We start from the raw sequence: 18072 nt of genomic DNA on the forward strand, positions 1-18072 counted from the left end.
TCGTTCGCGACATATAGAGTGGTGGGTGTGGCTCAGCTGTACGCGGTCGAGATCGAACCCGAGGTGCGCGCCTGGCTGGAGGCGCTTCCGGCCAAGCACTTCCTCAAGATCGACGAATACGTCGGTCTGCTCGCGGAGCACGCGGCGACATTGGGGGAGCCGTTTGCGCGGCACCTCGGCGACGGCGTACGTGAGCACAAAAGGCTTGCGCGGCCGAACACGGCCCTGCTCATGACGAGTTCGTGCGAGTGATCGAGAAGGGAGAGGTCTGATGGCGCACAGTCGGTGGAAGACGCTCCAGGAGCGCAAGACGGCCGAGGGGCTCGGGGAGCCGGAGGACGTGGCCGAGGCGCGGCGCGAGATCCGCCTTTCGATGGCGCTCGCCCAGGCCGTGTACGTACGGCGGTCCGAACTCGGGCTCACACAGGCCGAGTTGGCGGAGCGCGCCGGTCTGACTCAGGCGAAGATCTCCCGCGTCGAGGGCTCCGACACCGTCCCGACGCTGCCTCTCCTCGCCAAGCTGGCCCGTGCGCTCGACGCGTCCCTCAACATCGCCCTTGACGACGAGAGCACCGAAGTCACCTTCACCGCACACGGTCACGACGCGGCCTGAGGCGGCTCCCCGCGTTCATTCCTCAACCCCGTGTGCAACTCCCCATACTCACCGGCCCCTCCCACCCGCACACCCCGCTCGTATCCTCGGGTCATGACGGATCAGTACGGTGCCCCAGCAGGTCGAGTACCCACCGCCAACTCCATGCGGAGAGCGTTGAAGCGGGCCCGGGACGGGGTCGCGCTCGATGTGGCCGAGGCGGCCGTGCTGCTGCAGGCGCGGGGGGACGATCTGGAGGACCTCGCCGCGTCGGCCGCGCGGGTGCGGGACGCGGGGCTCGAGGCGGCCGGGCGGCCCGGGGTGCTGACGTACTCGAAGAGCGTGTTCGTGCCGCTCACCCGACTGTGCCGGGACCGCTGCCACTACTGCACGTTCGCGACCGTCCCCGGCAAGCTCCGCCGGGCCGGGCACGGGATGTTCATGTCGCCGGACGAGGTGCTCGACATCGCCCGCCGCGGGGCCCGACTCGGCTGCAAGGAAGCGCTCATCACCCTCGGCGACAAGCCGGAGGACCGCTGGCCCGAGGCCCGCGAGTGGCTGGACGCGCACGGCTACGACGACACCATCGCGTACGTACGTGCCATCTCGATCAGGATCCTCGAGGAGACCGGGCTGCTTCCGCATCTCAACCCGGGCGTGATGTCCTGGACCGACTTCCAGCGGCTCAAGCCCGTCTCCCCGTCCATGGGGCTGATGCTGGAGACCACCGCCGAGCGGCTGTGGAGCGAGCCCGGCGGGCCGCATTACGGGTCGCCGGACAAGGCTCCCGCGGTACGGCTGCGGCATCTCGAAGACGCCGGGCGCAGCTCCGTGCCGCTCACCAGCGGGCTGCTGCTCGGCATCGGCGAGACCCCCGAGGAGCGCGCCGAGTCGCTGTTCGCGCTGCGCAGGATCTCCCGCGCCTACCACGGCATCCAGGAGCTGATCCTGCAGAACTTCCGCGCCAAGCCGGACACGGCGATGCGCGGCATGCCGGACGCCGAGCTGGACGACCTGGTCGCGACCGTCGCCGTCGCCCGGCACATCATGGGCCCCTCCGCCTGCCTGCAGGCCCCGCCCAACCTGGTCGACGCGGAGTTCGCGCGGCTCATCGGCGCCGGCGTCGACGACTGGGGCGGCGTCTCACCGATCACGCCCGACCACGTCAACCCGGAGCGGCCCTGGCCGCAGATCGAACAACTCGCCGCGAAATCCGCCGAGTCGGGCTTCCGGCTGGTCGAACGGCTCGCGGTCTACCCGGAGTTCATCCGGCGCGGCGAGCCGTGGATCGACCCGCGCGTCCTGCCGCACGTCCGCGCCCTCGCCGACCCGGAGACCGGCCTCGCGAACCCGGACGCCGAGGTGCGCGGCCTGCCCTGGCAGGAGCCCGAGGACGCCTTCACCCCGACCGGCCGCACCGACCTGCACCGCACCATCGACACCGAGGGCCGTACGGCGGACCGCCGCGACGACTTCGACGAGGTGTACGGCGACTGGGAGTCCCTGCGCGAGGCCGCCGCCCCCGGCATGGTCCCCTCCCGCATCGACGCCGACGTACGGGACGCCCTGCGCGTCGCCGCCGACGACCCGACCCGGCTCACCGACGACCAGGCCCTCGCCCTGCTGCACGCGGACGGGCCCGCCCTCGACGCGCTGTGCGGGGTGGCGGACGACCTGCGCAAGTCCGTCGTCGGCGAGGACGTCACGTACATCGTCACGCGGAACATCAACTTCACCAACGTCTGCTACACCGGCTGCCGCTTCTGCGCCTTCGCCCAGCGCCGCACGGACGCCGACGCGTACACCCTGTCCCTGGACCAGGTCGCCGACCGGGCCCAGCAGGCGTGGGACGTCGGCGCGGTCGAGGTGTGCATGCAGGGCGGCATCCACCCGGACCTGCCGGGCAGCGCGTACTTCGACATCGCGCGGGCCGTGAAGGAACGCGTGCCGGGCCTGCACGTGCACGCCTTCTCGCCGATGGAGGTCGTCAACGGCGCCTCCCGCACCGGGCTTTCGATACGGGAGTGGCTCACCGCGGCCCGCGAGGCCGGCCTCGACTCCATCCCGGGGACGGCCGCGGAGATCCTCGACGACGAGGTCCGCTGGATCCTCACCAAGGGCAAGCTGCCGACGGCCACCTGGATCGAGGTGATCCGCACCGCGCACGAGCTGGGCATCCGCTCCTCGTCCACGATGATGTACGGGCACGTCGACCAGCCCCGGCACTGGCTCGGGCACCTGCGGACACTGGCCGGCATCCAACGGGACGCCCTCGCACGCGGCGTCGAGGGCTTCACCGAGTTCGTGACGCTGCCGTTCATCCACACCAACGCGCCCGTCTACCTGGCCGGGATCGCCCGCCCCGGCCCGACCACCCGCGACAACCGCGCGGTCACGGCCATGGCCCGGCTGCTGCTCCACCCGTACATCCCCAACATCCAGACCAGCTGGGTCAAGCTCGGTACGGAGGGGGCGGCGGAGATGCTGCGGTCGGGGGCGAACGATCTGGGCGGGACGCTGATGGAGGAGACCATCTCCCGGATGGCGGGCTCCTCCTACGGCTCGTACCGGTCGATCGAGGACCTCGTCGCCATCGCCTCGGCGGCGGGGCGGCCTGCGCGGGCGCGGACGACGCTGTACGGGGAGGTGCCGGAGGAACGCCGCCGGGCGGCGGAGGCGTCGGACGGGCACTTGCCGGAGCTGCTGCCTGTGGTGGACGTCGACTGAGGCCCGTCGGGCCTCGAATCCGTCCGATTCGTCTCGCCCTTCGGGCTCGATCTGTTCCCCTCCCCGCCCCTTCCCGAAAGCCTGCGGCGCCGTCGTGGTTGCTCGCGCAGTTCCCCGCGCCCCTATCGGGGCGACGGGGAAGCCGAACGACGGCCCCCCGGGAGCCCCTCCGGCGATTGAGGAGCGGGGGGCCGGGGGCGGAGCCCCCTGGGGGTGCGTGGAGGTCTTGCGGAAGGGCCTGAACTGGTCGTTCCGAGTCGATTACAGTGCTGCGGAGCACTCGTACGGTCGGGGGAGGAGGCGCGGTGAGCGCAGGTGTGACAGCGGTCTGGGGCCGCGCCGAACAGCAGGACTTCCGCAGCCGCGTCCGCGGCTCCCTCCTCGCCGCCGCCCTCGGCGACGCCCTCGGCGCCCCCGTCGCCCAGCTCGACCTGGAGGCGATCCGCACCGAGCACGGCGCGGAGGGCCTCACCGACCTGGCACCCGCGTACGGCCGCCGCGGCGCGATCACGGCGGCCACGCAGCTCGCCCTGTTCACCGTGGACGGACTGATCCGCGCCCAGGTCCGCCGGGACACCGGCGCCTGGCACCCGCCGACCGACATCCACCGTGCCCACCGCCGCTGGGCGCTCACCCAGACCGAGTGGGGGCCGGACGAGCGCCGCAAGGAGGACGGCTGGCTGGCCCGCGAGGAGTGGCTGTACGCGCGCCGCGAGCCGCCCCGCGCCTGCCTCACCGGCTTCGGCGACGACACGATGGGCACCCTGGAGTCGCCCCGTAATCCGGCCGAGCGCGGCCCGGAGGCGGTCACGCGGTCGGCGCCGTTCGGGCTGCTCGTCGGCTGGGAGCCGCAGCTCGTCCTGCAGCTGGCCGTCGAGTGCGCCGCGCAGACCCACGGCCACCCCTCGGCGTACCTCGCGGCGGGCGCGCACGCGCTGATCGTGCATGCCCTGGCGCGCGGCGAGTCCCTGGACGCGGCGGTGCAGCGGGCCCTGGCCCTGCTCGCCGGCCGGCCGGGCCACCAGCCGGTGACGGACGCGTTGAAGCAGGCGCTCGGCGCGGTCCGCCAGGGCCTGCCGACCCCGGCCAGGGTGGAGTCGCTGGCCGAGGAGGGCACGGCGGACGCGGTGCTCGGGGCGGCGGTGTACTGCGCGACGGTCTGCGAGGACATCCGGCACGGCCTGCGCCTGGCCGTGAACCAGGGCGGCGACTCGTCGGCGGTGGCGTGCCTGACCGGTGCGATGCTCGGCGCCCTGCACGGCGAGACGGCCCTGCCGCCCGGGTGGCTGTCCGAGCTGGAGGGCCGTGCCGCGATCCTCGAGCTGGCGGACGACTTCGCGATGGAGATGACGCAGGGCCCGGCGCTGCACGGCCCGGCGGGTTCCTCGCCCGGGTGGCTGGCCCGCTACCCGAGGGCGTAGCCCGTCAGGGGCGCGGGGCTGCGACATCAGCGGCTCGGGAGAAGGCGTGCTCAGCGCGAGACGGGGTCCGGGGCGGAGTCCCGGGAGCCCTCCTCGCTGGGGTCCGAACTCAACGACTCCACCAGCGCCGCCCGCGCGGGCGACCCCTCCGGCTTGAGCAGGCCGACCCCCACGTACAACACCAGCGACGTCAGCACCGGCGCGCCGACCGTGACCGTCTCGCTGGTGCCCTCGGCGCCCCAGTAGAGCCAGGCCCAGACGGCGAGGCCGCCGGCCCAGGAGACCATCGCGGCGGTCGGGCCGGTGCGCCGGAACCAGGGGAGCAGGCCGAGCATCAGCGGGATGGAGATCGGGCCCATCGTCGCGGCCACGACGCTCACCACGACGGTCATGATGAACCCGTTCGGGTCGGCGCTCAGCGCGATCGACATGGACACCGCGACGAACGCGACGGTCGTGATCCGCGCGAACAGCAGCTTCTGCCGCTCCGTGAACCGCCGCACCTTCGGTACGAGGACGGGCGCCAGGTCCCGGGTGATGACCGCGGTGATCACGTTGGAGTCGGAGGCCACCATCGCCATGGTGTGCGAGAAGAACCCGGCGAGCAGCAGCCCGATGAGGCCGGACGGCAGCAGCTCCTGGGCGAGCATGATGTACGACCGCTCCGCGTTGCCGATGTCGGGCACGATCAGCGGGGCGGCGATCATCGGGATGAACAGGACGAGCGGCCAGAGCAGCCACAGCGCGCTGGACAGCAGCGCGGACTTCCGGGCGCGGCTGCCGGACGGCGAGGCCATGTAGCGCTGCGCCAGGTTCCACATGCCGCCGTTGTACTCGAAGGTCTTGACCAGCAGGAACGCCATGATCAGGCCGCTGGTGACGGTGCCGTTGACGGGGTCGCTGTGCGAGGCGGGCAGCTCGTCCCACATGGTCCACAGCGAGGAGACCCCGCCGAGGTGCGCCATCACGGCGACGAGCATCGCGATCCCGGCGACGGCCTGGATGACGAACTGCCCGAAGTCGGTGAGGACATCGGCCCACAGCCCGCCGAACGCCATGTAGAACATGGTGCACACGCCGGTCAGCGTGATGCCCCAGACCAGCGGGATGTCCGCGAAGCCCTGCAGCAGCACGGCGATGGCCACCCACTTGGCGGCGATGTCGACGACCTTCAGCAACGCCCCGCTGTACGCGAGGAGTTGCTGCGTCGGCAGGTTGTAGCGCACGGCGAGATAGGCGAGCGGCGAGTCGACGCCGTGCTTGGCCCGCAGCCGGTTCCAGCGCGCCGCGAACACGAACGCGCCGATGCCGACGCCGATACCGATGGTGAGCGGCCACCAGAAGTAGACGGTGATGCCGTAGTCGTACGCGACGGCCGCGAAGGTGACGAACATGATGGCGCTGTAGCCGGACATGTGGTGCGAGATGCCGGACAGCCACCAGGGGATGCGGCCGCGTGCGGTGAAGAAGTCCGCGACGTTGTGGACGCGGGTCTTCGACCACAGTCCGATGCCGACCATCACGAAGAAGTAGCCGCCGAGCACGGCCCAGTCGAGGGTGTTCATGCTCACTCCAGGGGTCGCCGAGTGCGCTCATCCTGGGTACGGGCGAGCGGCGCGGACAACCGGCTGGAGAGTCAAGTACGAGTAAAATCGTTCCAGTTGAGGATCTCCGTTCATGTACATGGACAACTTCAGGGCGGGGAAAGGCAGTTGGCGGCCGCGCCTACCGCATCACCTCACCCGCGTTGACCAGCAACGACTGTCCCGTGACGGCCCGCGCCCGGTCGGAGGCCAGGAACGCGCACGCATCGGCCACGTCCCCGTCCGTGGCCGGCTCCGGCAGTGCCATCCGCGCCGTGATCCGCCCCTTCACCGCCTCCTCCGGAACCCCTTCGGCACGCGCCGCGGACCGGACATACGCCTCGACCTGCGGGCCCCACATCCAGCCCGGCTGGACGGTGTTGACCCGGATGCGGTGCGGGCCGAGCTCGCGCGCCAGGGAGTACATCGCGGAGACGAGCGCCCCCTTCGACGCCGCGTACGCCGCCTGCCGCACCTGTGTGGGCGCCGCCACCGAGGACTGCGTGCCGACCAGGACGAGGGCGCCGCCGCGTTCCTTCAGGGCGGGCAGGCAGGCGCGCGCCATCCGCAGGCTGCCGAGCAGGTTCACGTCGACGACGCCCTGCCAGGCGGCGAAGTCCGCGTCCTCCAGGCCGCCGAAGTGCGTGTCCAGGGCGGCGACTTGGACGAGCGCGTCGATCCGCCCGAACCGCTCCACGGCGAGCCCGGCGAGGGCCCGGCACTGCTCCTCGTCGGCGATGTCGGTGGGGCGGTGCGCGACCCGCTGGCCGCCCGGGTCGAGCGCGGCGGCGGCCTCCGCGAGCCGGGCCTCCGTGCGGGCGCCGAGTACGGCGTTGCCGCCCTCGCGCAGCACGGCCGCGGCCACCTCGTGCCCGAGTCCGGCGCCGACCCCCGAGACGATCACGGTCTTTCCGTCGAGCAGCATCGGCGCCTCCGCGGCTTCGGCCCTGACTACGGCCTGACTCTGGTGGATTTCCTGACGGGGCGTCAGAGTATGCGCGTCGCACGGAGGAGGAAAGGGGAGCGTCATGGCGGAGGAGACCTGCAGCGAGACCTACGCGGAGCTGGCGGCGGTGGGGCCGTACGGCGTGCGCCCCGGGCACGCCCTGATCACGATGGTCGAGCCGCACCCGGGCCACGAGCACGCCTACAACCGCTGGTACGAGGACGACCACTACTACGCCGGCGCGATGGCCATGCCGTGGATGTACGCGGGCCGCCGCTGGGTGGCGACCCGGGATCTGCAACTGCTGCGCCGCCCGGAGAAGTCGGCGGTCGCCCGGCCCGTCACGGCCGGCTGCTATCTGTCCACGTACTGGATCACCGAGGGCCGTTACGACGACCACATGCGGTGGACCGTCGGCATCAACAAGCGCCTCAACCGGGACGGCCGCGTCCACCAGGACCGCACGCACGTCTTCACGTCGTTCCAGGACCACCTGGGCACGGTCTACCGCGACGGCGCCTCGGGGCCGCGCGACTTCCACGCCCTCGACCACCCGTACCAGGGCCTCGTCCTGGAGGTGATCGACGCCGAAGGGCCAGAGCAGCGCGCCGAGTTGGTGGAGTGGCTGCGCTCGGAGCATCTGCCCGGCAAGCTCGCCGGATCCCCGGCCGCGATGACCGTCCTGTTCCGCCCGACCCCGCTGCCGGGCGACCGGATGTCGTACGTGAAGCAGGTCGAGGGCGTCGACGAGCGGGTGACGCTGTTGTGGTTCCTGCAGTCCGACCCGCGCCCTTGTTGGCCGGAACTCTTCGCCGGGCGCGAGGAGGAAGTGGCCGAATCGGGCCTGGGGAGGGTCGAGTTGGCCGCGCCGTTCATTCCCACGGTGCCGGGCACGGACCTCTACGTGGACCAGCTGCGGTAGGGCTCACGGGGTGCGGGAAAGGCCGAGCCCCCTCGGCCGGGACGGCGGACCAGTCGAGAGGGCTCTTCTGTGGTGCTGGTGGTGCTGTTGTTTCACGTGGTGCTGTCGTGCTGGTGGTACTCGTTGTACCGGTGGTGCTGTCGTGCTGCGGATCAGGCGTCCCACGAACCCCGCGTGACCTGTCCGACGAACGCGCTCCAGGAGTCAGGGGCGAACGCCAGCGACGGGCCCTCGGGGACCTTCGAGTCACGCACGTCGATCGCGTGCATCGCCGGGGACTTGACCTCTACACATGCGCCGTTTCCGGTGGAATACGAGGACTTGGTCCAGGTGTCCGTCGCGCCTTGCTGAATTGCCATTTTTGCTCCGCTTGCGTATCGCCGGATAAGTGGGGGTGCGATGCCAACGGCTTGTTCATGTTGGCGTGATCGACGCTACTCGCCAACATCCGGGTGCGAGGGGGGCGTTCACTCGACCGGATGGCATATTCCGGTTTGGCCTTCCCTGTTGACGAGGCGAGGGTGTACCTTGCCGCACCCACAGAACCGGCCCTTCCGAATGTGCCCCTTACCGGCCCGCTCAGGCGAGTTCGGCAGAGCTGTTCCGGGCTGTTCAGACCTGTTCGCGCGCGTAGGACTTGGCCGCCTCTGCGATGAATTCCCGGGTCTGGTCCACATTCAGGGCCTGGGCGCGCAGGTGCTCGTACATGACGCTGTACTTCTGCACGTCGTTCGCCTTCTCCAGGTAGAGGTCGCTGGTGACGCCCTCGATGTAGACCACGCTGGAGTCGGCGGCGTCCGGGAACTCCAGGATCGCGTACTGCCCGTTCACGCCCGGGTGCGCGCCCATCGTGAACGGCATGACCTGCACCGTGACGTGCGGCTGGTGCGACATCTCGACGAGGTGCTCCAACTGCTCGATCATCAGCTGCCGGTCGCCGACCCGGCGGCGCAGCGCGGCCTCGTCGAGGACGGCCCACAGCCTGAGCGGGGCCTCGCCGGAGTTGATGCGCTCCTGGCGGCGCATCCGCACCTGGACGCGCTTCTCGATGTCCGTGTTCGCGGTCTCCGGCAGCGCGCCCGCGATCAGCGCCTCCGCGTACGCCCGCGTCTGCAGCAGTCCGGGCACGACCTGCGGCTCGTACACCCGCAGCGAGGCCGCGTCGGTCTCCAGACCGATGTAGACGCTGTACGGGATGTCGCCGAAGGCGTGCCACCAGCCCTGCTGCCGGCTGTCCTTGGCCATCTGCATCAGCGACTCGACGACGCGGTGGTCCTCGACCTCGTACACGCCGCACAGGTCGCGGACGTCCCGCTGGCTGATGCTGCGCCGACCGTTCTCCAGGCGGCTGATCTTCGACTGCGAGACGAGCAGCTTGTCCGCCACCTCCTCCGCCGTCATGCCTTTGAGCTCGCGGAGCCTGCGCAGCTCCTGGCCCAAACGGCGTCGCCTGACGGTGGGATTGACATTGGACGCCACGGGACGTGCACCTCCGGCTGCGTACTGCCTCTACTTTGCGTATCTACTGCTCAGCAGAGTGCCACCAACGAGTGGCGCAGCGCTGGGAAACAGCCGATATCCGGAGGCCACGGCCGGTTGCGTACGTGCTGTGCGGGTGCGGGCGGCCGGTGCGGCCGGCCCGTACGGGCAGCGGGTGCGGACATGCGGGAGCGCGGGGCGGTGGCCGGCCCGTCGTCCCTGACGGCCGGTCATCGCCCCGCGCTCCTCAGCGGCTCCCGAACCGGTCTCAGGGACTGCGGTGCGGAGTGGCGCGGGTGCTGCGGTTGTCGCATGCGTCGTGCGTGTGGTGCGGGTCGTGCCGTGTGGTGCGGGTGGTGCGTGTGGTGCATGGGGCTGTGGTGCTGCGCGCTACGGGCTGTGCCTCAGTGGGCGACGGCCCGCGCCATCGAACCCCGGCGTGGCTGCATCGGAATGCCCTTGGCTCCGGCCTCCGGTGCGGCGGCACGGTCCGCCTTGCGGGCCGCGGCCGGCGAGCGACGGGGCTGCGCCGCCACTCCGTTCTGGACGTCCATGACGGCGTGCGCCACGAGACCGCCCATCGGGTCGTGCCTGATCAGATCCCGCAGCCGGGAGCGGGACGATCGTCCCTCGTTGCCCGGATACAGGTGCTTGCCGAGGCCGACCGCATGGGCCAGCGCGGCGAGCGCCGCGGTCCGCGGGTCCGGTGGTACGCCGGTGCGGATCGCTGAGTCCAGCCGGGCCCTGATCTCCCGGCTGATCGCCGTGTCCGTCGCCTGGTAGCGAGTCGTCGGCAGCACTCCGCACATCTGGCCCGCCACGGCATGCACCATGCCGCACCGCTCCAGATGCGAGAGATAGGTCTGGCGCAGCCCCAGCCGGGGCCCGCCGATCCAGTGGACCGCGCGCACCGGGGCTCCGCGCCTGCGGAGTAGTTCCAGTGCACAGTCCAGAGTCGGATCTCCGGTCGGCCGTGGAACGACCACGGCGATACGATCCCCGTCTGGGGCTATCCGTCCGGCCAGCGCCAGCTCTACTAGCTGTGCTCCGGCCAGACCGAGGTCGAGCGACTGCGGCTGCGCTGTGGTACCCGTCGTCGGGTCCAGAGCGAGCAGCAGAAGCTCCTCCGGAATTGTTCTGCGGCTCCTGCCCATCCATGCCTCCCCGCGTGGATGAATGACAGGGTGACCCCTCTCACATTGGTCTGTCGAGAGTGCGTGTCCGGTTCGTAATGGAACCGGCAGGTATGTCGTTCTCGTCTAGCCGGTGGGTCAATCCCGCACACAGGACACTGGTACATGGTTCGGACACCGAATCCGTCCTACGGGGTCACCCGCGGGGCACTGGCGTAGCGCGCAGCACGGGCGCAAGGCGTATTCGAGGAGGCATGGGTGGCGGGCGAGACCCCCGACACGTCGGGGCAGCAGAAGTCTTCGGGGATGTCCTCGGGCGGTTCTTCGGGCGACGGTGCGGTGAAGTCCTCGGGCGAAGCGGTGACGAAGCCCGCCGATCCGCGGATCGCCGTCACGAAGCAGCGGGAGTCCGCCGAGGACGAGGCCGCGAAGCCGGAGGTCTCGGAGTCGAAGTCGGAGTCGGAGGGTGCGGGGGAGGCCGACTCTTCCAAGGACGCCCGCCTGCGCGCCGCGGTTGCCGCCTGGGTCGCCGGATCCGACGAGAAGGACGGGAACGGCGATTCTCGGCCACTGGAGGACGAGGAGACGGCCGAGGCCTCGGAAGAGCCCGAGGAGAAGCCGGAGGCGGCTGAGGGGGAGGCTGAGGCGTCCGAGGCGTCCGAGGCGTCTGAGGTGTCCGAGGAGGTCGAGGCTTCGGAGGAGGCTGAGGCTTCGGAGGCCGGTGAGGCGGACGAGGCCGAGTCCGACGCCGACGACGCCTCCGAACCCGCAGCCGAGGACGAGCCGGCCGACAAGCCCGAGCCCGAGCCCGAAGACGCCGATGCCGACGTCGACGCGGACGCCGACGCCGACGACACCGACGCCGAAGACGCCCCCGCCGCCGAGGCCTCCGAGCAGGACAGCCCCGCCGAGGACGACGAAGCCGGTTCGGGCGACGAGGACGCCGACGACCCCTCCACCGACGACGAGGGCGACGCGGACCCGGACGACGAGCCGGACGACGACCCCGCGGCGGAAGCGTCCGCAGGCCCCGTGGACCAGCCGACCGCCGTCTTCAAGGCCCCGCAGCCGAAGGTCGACAGCCCGACGGCCATGCTCAAGCTGCCCGCCGACGCCGACGCCGACGCCGACGCCGACGCCGACGAGCCGAGCGACGGCGACAACGCCAAGAAGCCTGCAACCGCGAAGCCCGCAACCGCGAAGCCCGCAACCGCGAAGCCCGACGCCGAAAAGCCCGCCGCCGAGACCGAGTCCGAGCGCACCAGCAAGTTCGTGGCGCTCAAGCCGCTCGACGAGCCGAAGCCCAAGGCGTCCAACGGGCAGCCGGAGAAGCCGAGTTCGGCCCCCAAGTCGGCCCCGGCCAAGCCCGCGACTGCCGCTGCCGCCACCGCTGCCGCCGCCGAGCTGCCCCCCGAGGCCCCCTCCGTCACCACGCCGGAGCGGACCACGCAGCAGCCCCTGCCGCCGAAGCCGCCGCTCGACCTGCTCGCCGAGCTGACCAACCGGCCGAAGCCGCCGGAGACGGCGCTGCGTACCGCCGTGCGCCGCGTGAAGATCTGGACGCCGCTCGTCCTGCTGCTCCTGATCGTGTTCGCAGTCGTACAGACCGTGCGTCCGCTGCCCACGCCGACGCTCGCGCTGACCGCCGACGAGAAGTACACCTTCGACGGCGACAAGCCGAGCCTGCCGTGGCCCACCGAGGGGCAGGCGGTCGTGGACGTCGACGGCATCGGCAGCCTCGGCACGTACGGGGACGAGAAGCCGATCCCGATCGGCAGCGTCGCCAAGGTCATGACGGCCTATCTGATCCTCCAGGACCACAAGGCGACGGAGACCCTGAAGGTCGACAAGGCCGCCGCCGACCACTTCGAGAGCGGCGAGAAGGACAACGAGTCCGTGGTGGACGTCAAGGAGGGCGACGTCATCACGGTCGAGGAAGCCATCAAGGACGTCATGCTGCCGTCCGCGAACAACATCGCGAAGCTGCTCGCCCGTTGGGACAGCGGCGGTGACGAGGACGCGTTCGTCAAGAAGATGAACGCCGCCGCCAAGGACCTCGGCATGAAGAACACCACGTACACCGACGCGTCCGGGCTCGACGAGACGACCGTCAGCACCGCCGTCGACCAGGTGAAGCTCGGCAAGGCCGCGATGGAGATCCCGCTGTTCAAGGAGATCGTCCGGCTGCCGAGGTTCGACTCCACGACGTCCCAGCGCCCGCAGGACGAGCGGAACTTCAACAAGCTGGTGCCGCTGTTCGGCGTCGTCGGCATCAAGACCGGCTCCACGACGAAGGCGGGCGGCAACCTGCTCTTCGCCGCGGAGAAGGAGATCGACGGCGAGCGGCAGCTGATCATCGGCGCGGTCTTCGGCCAGCACCTGCCGCCGATCATCGACACCGCGACCGCCCGCAGCAAGGACCTGATCCTGCGCGCCCAGGAACTCCTGGAGACCCGCACCGTGGTGAAGAAGGGCGATGTCGTCGGGCACGTCGACGACGGCCTCGGCGGCACCACCCCGGTCGTCGCCACGGAGGACGTCTCGGCGGTCGGCTGGCCCGGCCTCACCGTCGACCTGGCCGTCGGCGGCAACGGCAAGCCCGTGCCGCACACCGCGAACGCGGGCACCGAGGTCGGCGTCCTGCGCGTCGGCGACGGGTCCGAGGGTGCGGTGAAGGTGCCGGTCGCCCTCGAGGAGGACCTGAAGGAACCGCCCTTCGGAGCCAAGCTGACCCGCATCGGCTGAGCAGCGCACGCCACACGCAGGAGGGGGAGCCCGGGCCACCCGGGCTCCCCCTCAGGCATAAGCGCAGGTCACCCCTGCCGCACCGGGAACGCGACGTCGCACACCTCGTCCTCGGGGCCCGCCGCGTCCCAGTCCGCGAAGTAGACCTCCCGGCACGGCCCGGCGATCGTCAGGCCCCGCTCCGCGATCCACGCCTCGACCGCCTCGTACGCCGAGTTGATCTGCGGGTGCTCGACCTGCGCCTTGGTGATCCGGGTCAGCGCGAGCCGCGCCGCCGGCACCGTCCGCGACCGCCCGCCGTGCCCGTTCGTCTCCGCCCACGCCCGCGCCGCCGCCGCGTCCACGACCGGTACGCAGGACTCGGCCGGCCCGTCGCTCTCCTGGCTGACCTCCGCGTAGTACTGCACGAACGGCGCGTCCGCGACGCCCCCGCACGCCTCCCGCGCGGCCCGCTCCAGGCGGCCGAGGGACGCGCCGATGAACGCGGGCAGCTCGTGCACCAGCGTGTGCCGGGTCTCGTAGATCACCTGCTGCTCGGGTACGTCGACGGTCCTGATCTCGAACTTCTCGTACATCTCGGGACTCCTTCCGGTCAGGCGGCCACGGAGGTGGTCCACGAGCGTCCGCTGCCCCGCGACCCGCTCCTCGACCGCCGTCCAGTACGCGGCGAGCGCCTCGGCGGCCGTCGGGCCCGGCAGGTCGAGGAAGCCCCGGATCTCCGCGAGCGGCATGTCCAGGCGCCGCAACAGCGTGATCAGCCGGGCCCGTTCGACCTGCGTGCCGCGGTAGTAGCGGTAGCCGGTCGACGCGTCCACGTACGCGGGTGCGAGCAGTCCCTGCCGGTCGTACAGGCGCAGGGCCTTCGGCGAGAGGCGGGCCCGCGCGGCGAAGACGCCGATGGTCAGGAGCCCGGGTTCATGCGGAACGGTCACGTCCTCATCCTCCGTGGCCGGGCGGCTCGTCCGCCCGGTGCCGTGAGCGTGGGGTCTGCCCCAGGGGCAAGGTCAAAGAGTCCTGGGCCGGGAAATTCGGTGGACCGGCCTGTGGGCGGGGGCTAGCGTGCACCGCATGTCGAGCCCCGAGGCCTCCAGAGGCTAGCCACCGGACCCCGGTCCGGTGGCTGTACGAGTCGTATGCCGGAGCGTGCCGCGCGCAGTCGCCGCACGCCGCCTTCCCGTACAGCCGAAGCGCTCACCTCTGGTACCTGCTCACTGCTCAACTCAGGAGCTGCTTCGACATGTCCGCCGCACCTTCCGTCCCTGCGCCGGCCCGTATGCCGCTGGTCGTCCGGCTGCTCGGACTCGCCGTCTTCGCCATGGGCACATCCGAGTTCATGCTGTCCGGACTCACCCCCGACATCGCCGCCGACCTGCACGTCTCCATTCCGACCGCGGCCACGCTGACCTCGGGTTTCGCCGTCGGGATGATCGTCGGCGCCCCGGCCGCCGCGCTGCTGAGCCTGCGCCTGCCGCGCCGCACCGCCCTCGTCGTCTTCCTCGCCGCGTTTCTGCTCACGCATGTCGCGGGCGCGCTGACGTCGAGCTTCGCGCTGCTGCTCGCCCTGCGCTTCGTCGGCGCGCTCGCCAACGCCGGGTTCCTCGCGGTCGCCCTCGCCACCGCCGTCTCGCTCGTCGCGCCCGACGCCAAGGGGCGCGCCACGTCCGCGCTGCTCGGCGGCGTCACCGTCGCCTGCGTCGCGGGCGTGCCCGGCGGCGCCCTGCTCGCCGGGCTCTGGGGCTGGCGCGCCGCGTTCTGGGCCGTGGCCCTGCTGACCCTGCCCGCACTCCTCGCCCTCGTCCGGTCCGTGCCGGGCGGTCACGCCGAGGGTGCGCCGCGGCCCGACGCCCGCCGCGAACTCGCCGCCCTGCGCCGCCCCCGCCTCCAACTCGCCCTGATCCTCGGCGCGTCGGTCAACGGTGCGACGTTCTGCGCGTTCACCTACCTGGCCCCGCTCCTCACCCACGTCACGGGCCTCGCCGCGTCCTGGGTGCCGCTGCTGCTCGCGCTGTTCGGGGCGGGCTCGTTCGTCGGCGTGCGGCTCGGCGGGCGGTTCGCGGACGGGCACGCCGCCCGCCTGCTGGTCGTCGGGACGCTCGCCCTGTGCGCCGGCTGGCCGCTGCTCGCGCTCGCGGCGGGCTCCGCCCCGGCCGCGCTGACCTCGGCGTTCGTCCTGGGCGCCGTGTCCTTCGCCGTCGGTACGACGCTGATCTCGCGGGCCCTGTACGCGTCCCCCGACGCCCCCACCCTCGGCGGCGCCTACGCCACCTCCGCCTTCAACGTCGGCGCCGCCCTCGGCCCCTGGCTCGGCGGCCTCCCCCTCGCCGCGGGCGCCGACTTCCGCGCCCCGCTGTGGGTCAGCGCGGCCCTGGCGTGCCTCGCGGGGGCGGTCGGGGGAGGGGCGCTCCTCGTACGGAAGGTGCTTCTCGTACGAGCGCTCCGCGCGCGCGAGGCGCGGTGGGACGCGGCTCGGGCGGCGTCGGACTAGTCGACTCGCCGACTCGGCAAGGGAGTCGGACCGCAGAGCCGGAAACGCGGAGGCGCCCCGGACCGGGGAGGTCCGGGGCGCCGATCGCTCGCGGCGTCAGTGGCGCTCGTCGACCACCATCGCCGAGCCGCCGCCCCTGCGCTTCGGTTCGGCGACGGCCGTGACCGTGCCGTCGGCGCCGAACTCCAGCGCCGCGACCGCGCCGATCTCCGGCGACGGCGTGAACGTCTCCGGCGCGGGCACGAACTTGTGGCCCAGCGCGTCGAGTTGAGCCCGCTCCGGGGAGGAGAGGAACGCGGGTTCGGCCTCCGTCGTCGCCCGGTTGCGCTGCGAGAGCCGCGGCGCGGCGACCGCGTCCGGCAGGGACATGCCCAGGTCGATGCGGTTGACCAGGGTCTGCAGGACGGTCGTGATGATGGTCGCGCCGCCCGGCGAGCCGAGGGCGAGCTGCGGCTCGCCGTCCTTCAGGACGATCGTCGGCGACATGCTGCTGCGCGGCCGCTTGCCCGGACCCGGCAGGTTCGGGTGCGGCACGCCCGGCGTCAGCGGCGCGAACTCGAAGTCCGACAGCTCGTTGTTGAGCAGGAAGCCGCGCCCCGGCACGGTGATCCCGGAACCGCCGGTCTGCTCGATGGTCAGCGTGTACGAGACGACGTTGCCCCACCGGTCGGACGCCACCAGGTGCGTCGTCGACGGGCCCTCGTGCGGCTCGGCGCTGCCCTTGCCGGCCGTGCAGCCCTGCCCGGGCTCGCGCGGGTCGCCCGGGGCGAGCGGGCTGGTGAGCGCGGCGTCGGGCCGGATCAGGCAGGCCCGCTCCTTCGCGTACTCCTTGGACAGCAGCTCGTCGGTCGGGACGTCCGAGAACGCCGGGTCGCCGACCCAGCGGTTGCGGTCCGCGAAGCCGATCCGGCTGGCCTCCAGATAGTGGTGGAGGGCCTGGGCGCGGTCGGCCCCGGCGGACGAGAGCTCGTAGTTCTCCAGGATGTTCAGCGCCTCGCCGACGGTCGTGCCGCCGGAGGAGGACGGCGCCATCGAGTACACGTCCGTGCCGCGGTACGTGGTGTGCGTCGGCTTGCGCGGCACCACCTCGTACGCCGCGAGGTCCGCCCGCTCCATCAGGCCGGGCCGTACGTTCCGCGTCGAACCCTCGGCGACCGGCGGCTGCTTGACCGTCCGGACGACGTCCCGCCCGATCGACCCGCGGTGCATCGCGGCCGTGCCCTCACGCGCGAGCTGCCGGTACGTACGCGCCAGATCGGGGTTGCGGAACTTCGACCCCACGACCGGCAACTCGCCGCCGGGCAGGAACAGTTCGGCGGTCGAGCTGAAGTCGCGGAACCGGTCCTCGTTCATCTCGGTCTGCGCGCGGAACTCCTCGTTCACCACGAAGCCCTCGTCCGCGAGCCGCGTCGCCGGGCGCAGCGCCTGCCCGAGGCCGATGCTGCCCCAGTCGTCCAGGGCCTTCTCCCAGGTCGCCGGGGTGCCCGGAACGCCCACGGACAGACCGGAGTTGACGGCCTCGTCGAACGGGATCGGCTTGCCCGTCGCCGGGTCGAGGAACGCGTCCTCACCCATCCGGGCCGGTGCCGTCTCGCGCCCGTCGAGGGTGCTGACCTCGCCGGTCGAGGCGTCGTAGTACACGAAGTACCCGCCGCCCCCGATGCCCGCCGAGTACGGCTCCACCACGCCGAGCGCGGCCGCGGTCGCCACCGCCGCGTCCACGGCGTTGCCGCCCTTGCGCAGGACGTCGAGCCCGGCCTGGGAGGCGTACGGGTTCACGCTCGACACCGCGCCCCCGCTGCCCGTGGCGACGGCCTGCTTGGCCGGCGGTTCGAGCCCGGGCCCGTCCCGGCCGTCGGGGGAGGCGACGGCGGCGGTGGGGGCGAGCACGGGCAGCAGCAGCGCCGCGGCGGACGCGGCGGACAGGGCGGCGAGAACGGTACGACGGACAGCCATGGAGCCTCCGGTGACCTGGGGTTGCGTTGGTTCTTCTGGGGCGGGGTGGTGCCGAAACCTTGGCAGCGTACGGGCAGGTCAGC

General features: G+C 71.9%; 14 protein-coding genes. 7 read left to right on the forward strand and 7 right to left on the reverse strand.

The features are described 5' to 3' along the window. The first annotated feature begins 27 nt into the window (after window positions 1-27). The 4 genes from ACIDOF_RS09530 to ACIDOF_RS09545 all read left to right on the forward strand — a co-directional run bounded on the left by ACIDOF_RS09530 (window position 28) and on the right by ACIDOF_RS09545 (window position 4740). Entirely contained in the window at window positions 28-252 is a 225-nt protein-coding gene (locus tag ACIDOF_RS09530) for a hypothetical protein (protein ID WP_409005294.1), read from the forward strand. Between the two features lie 19 nt (window positions 253-271). Continuing rightward, entirely contained in the window at window positions 272-613 is a 342-nt protein-coding gene (locus tag ACIDOF_RS09535; RefSeq protein ID WP_409005295.1) for a helix-turn-helix domain-containing protein, read from the forward strand. A gap of 93 nt (window positions 614-706) precedes the next feature. Continuing rightward, entirely contained in the window at window positions 707-3319 is a 2613-nt protein-coding gene (locus ACIDOF_RS09540) for a bifunctional FO biosynthesis protein CofGH (RefSeq protein ID WP_409005296.1), read from the forward strand. 305 nt (window positions 3320-3624) lie between these two features. Next, complete coding sequence (locus ACIDOF_RS09545) at window positions 3625-4740, forward strand: ADP-ribosylglycohydrolase family protein (RefSeq protein WP_409005297.1); 1116 nt, start codon at window positions 3625-3627, stop codon at window positions 4738-4740. A 50-nt stretch (window positions 4741-4790) separates the two neighbouring features. Here the strand turns inward: ACIDOF_RS09545 and ACIDOF_RS09550 are convergent, their stop codons facing one another. Together ACIDOF_RS09550 and ACIDOF_RS09555 are read right to left on the reverse strand one after the other, a co-directional pair. Continuing rightward, window positions 4791-6305, reverse strand: coding sequence for a sodium:solute symporter family protein (locus ACIDOF_RS09550; protein ID WP_409005298.1), 1515 nt, complete (start codon window positions 6303-6305; stop codon window positions 4791-4793). A 160-nt stretch (window positions 6306-6465) separates the two neighbouring features. Beyond that, window positions 6466-7248, reverse strand: a complete 783-nt coding sequence (locus tag ACIDOF_RS09555; protein WP_409005299.1) for an SDR family oxidoreductase — start codon at window positions 7246-7248, stop codon at window positions 6466-6468. 103 nt (window positions 7249-7351) lie between these two features. Here ACIDOF_RS09555 and ACIDOF_RS09560 point away from each other — a divergent pair, with 103 nt between their 5' ends. After that, window positions 7352-8191 (forward strand): hypothetical protein, encoded by an 840-nt coding sequence (locus tag ACIDOF_RS09560; RefSeq protein ID WP_409005300.1) that lies wholly within the window; start codon window positions 7352-7354, stop codon window positions 8189-8191. A gap of 152 nt (window positions 8192-8343) precedes the next feature. On the opposite strand, the gene ACIDOF_RS09565 is transcribed toward ACIDOF_RS09560, so the two are convergent. The 3 genes from ACIDOF_RS09565 to ACIDOF_RS09575 form a co-directional block, all read right to left on the reverse strand. Continuing rightward, window positions 8344-8550 carry a DUF397 domain-containing protein gene (locus tag ACIDOF_RS09565; protein WP_409005301.1) on the reverse strand — a complete coding sequence of 69 codons (207 nt, stop codon included), beginning with the start codon at window positions 8548-8550 and terminating at the stop codon, window positions 8344-8346. Between the two features lie 253 nt (window positions 8551-8803). Then, window positions 8804-9670, reverse strand: a complete 867-nt coding sequence (locus ACIDOF_RS09570) for a helix-turn-helix domain-containing protein (RefSeq protein ID WP_409005302.1) — start codon at window positions 9668-9670, stop codon at window positions 8804-8806. Window positions 9671-10074: 404 nt separating this feature from the next. Then, window positions 10075-10824 carry a GOLPH3/VPS74 family protein gene (locus ACIDOF_RS09575; RefSeq protein WP_409005303.1) on the reverse strand — a complete coding sequence of 250 codons (750 nt, stop codon included), beginning with the start codon at window positions 10822-10824 and terminating at the stop codon, window positions 10075-10077. 237 nt (window positions 10825-11061) lie between these two features. On the opposite strand from ACIDOF_RS09575, the gene ACIDOF_RS09580 reads away from it, so the two are divergent. Further along, window positions 11062-13548 carry a D-alanyl-D-alanine carboxypeptidase gene (locus ACIDOF_RS09580; protein WP_409005304.1) on the forward strand — a complete coding sequence of 829 codons (2487 nt, stop codon included), beginning with the start codon at window positions 11062-11064 and terminating at the stop codon, window positions 13546-13548. 68 nt (window positions 13549-13616) lie between these two features. Here the strand turns inward: ACIDOF_RS09580 and ACIDOF_RS09585 are convergent, their stop codons facing one another. After that, on the reverse strand, window positions 13617-14480 hold the full coding sequence (locus ACIDOF_RS09585) for a MerR family transcriptional regulator (protein ID WP_409005305.1): 864 nt from the start codon (window positions 14478-14480) through the stop codon (window positions 13617-13619). 341 nt (window positions 14481-14821) lie between these two features. Between ACIDOF_RS09585 and ACIDOF_RS09590 the strand changes: the two genes are divergently transcribed. Next, window positions 14822-16033: a Cmx/CmrA family chloramphenicol efflux MFS transporter gene (locus ACIDOF_RS09590; protein ID WP_409005365.1), complete on the forward strand. Its 1212-nt coding sequence runs from the start codon at window positions 14822-14824 to the stop codon at window positions 16031-16033. A 96-nt stretch (window positions 16034-16129) separates the two neighbouring features. Here ACIDOF_RS09590 and ggt read toward each other — a convergent pair whose 3' ends face one another. Then, the gene (gene ggt, locus ACIDOF_RS09595) at window positions 16130-17989 is read right to left on the reverse strand and encodes a gamma-glutamyltransferase (protein ID WP_409005306.1); all 1860 of its coding nucleotides are present in this window, start codon (window positions 17987-17989) and stop codon (window positions 16130-16132) included. Between the last annotated feature and the right edge of the window lie 83 nt (window positions 17990-18072).

The sequence above is a fragment of the Streptomyces sp. Da 82-17 genome (assembly GCF_046098215.1).
Lineage (GTDB): Bacteria > Actinomycetota > Actinomycetes > Streptomycetales > Streptomycetaceae > Streptomyces.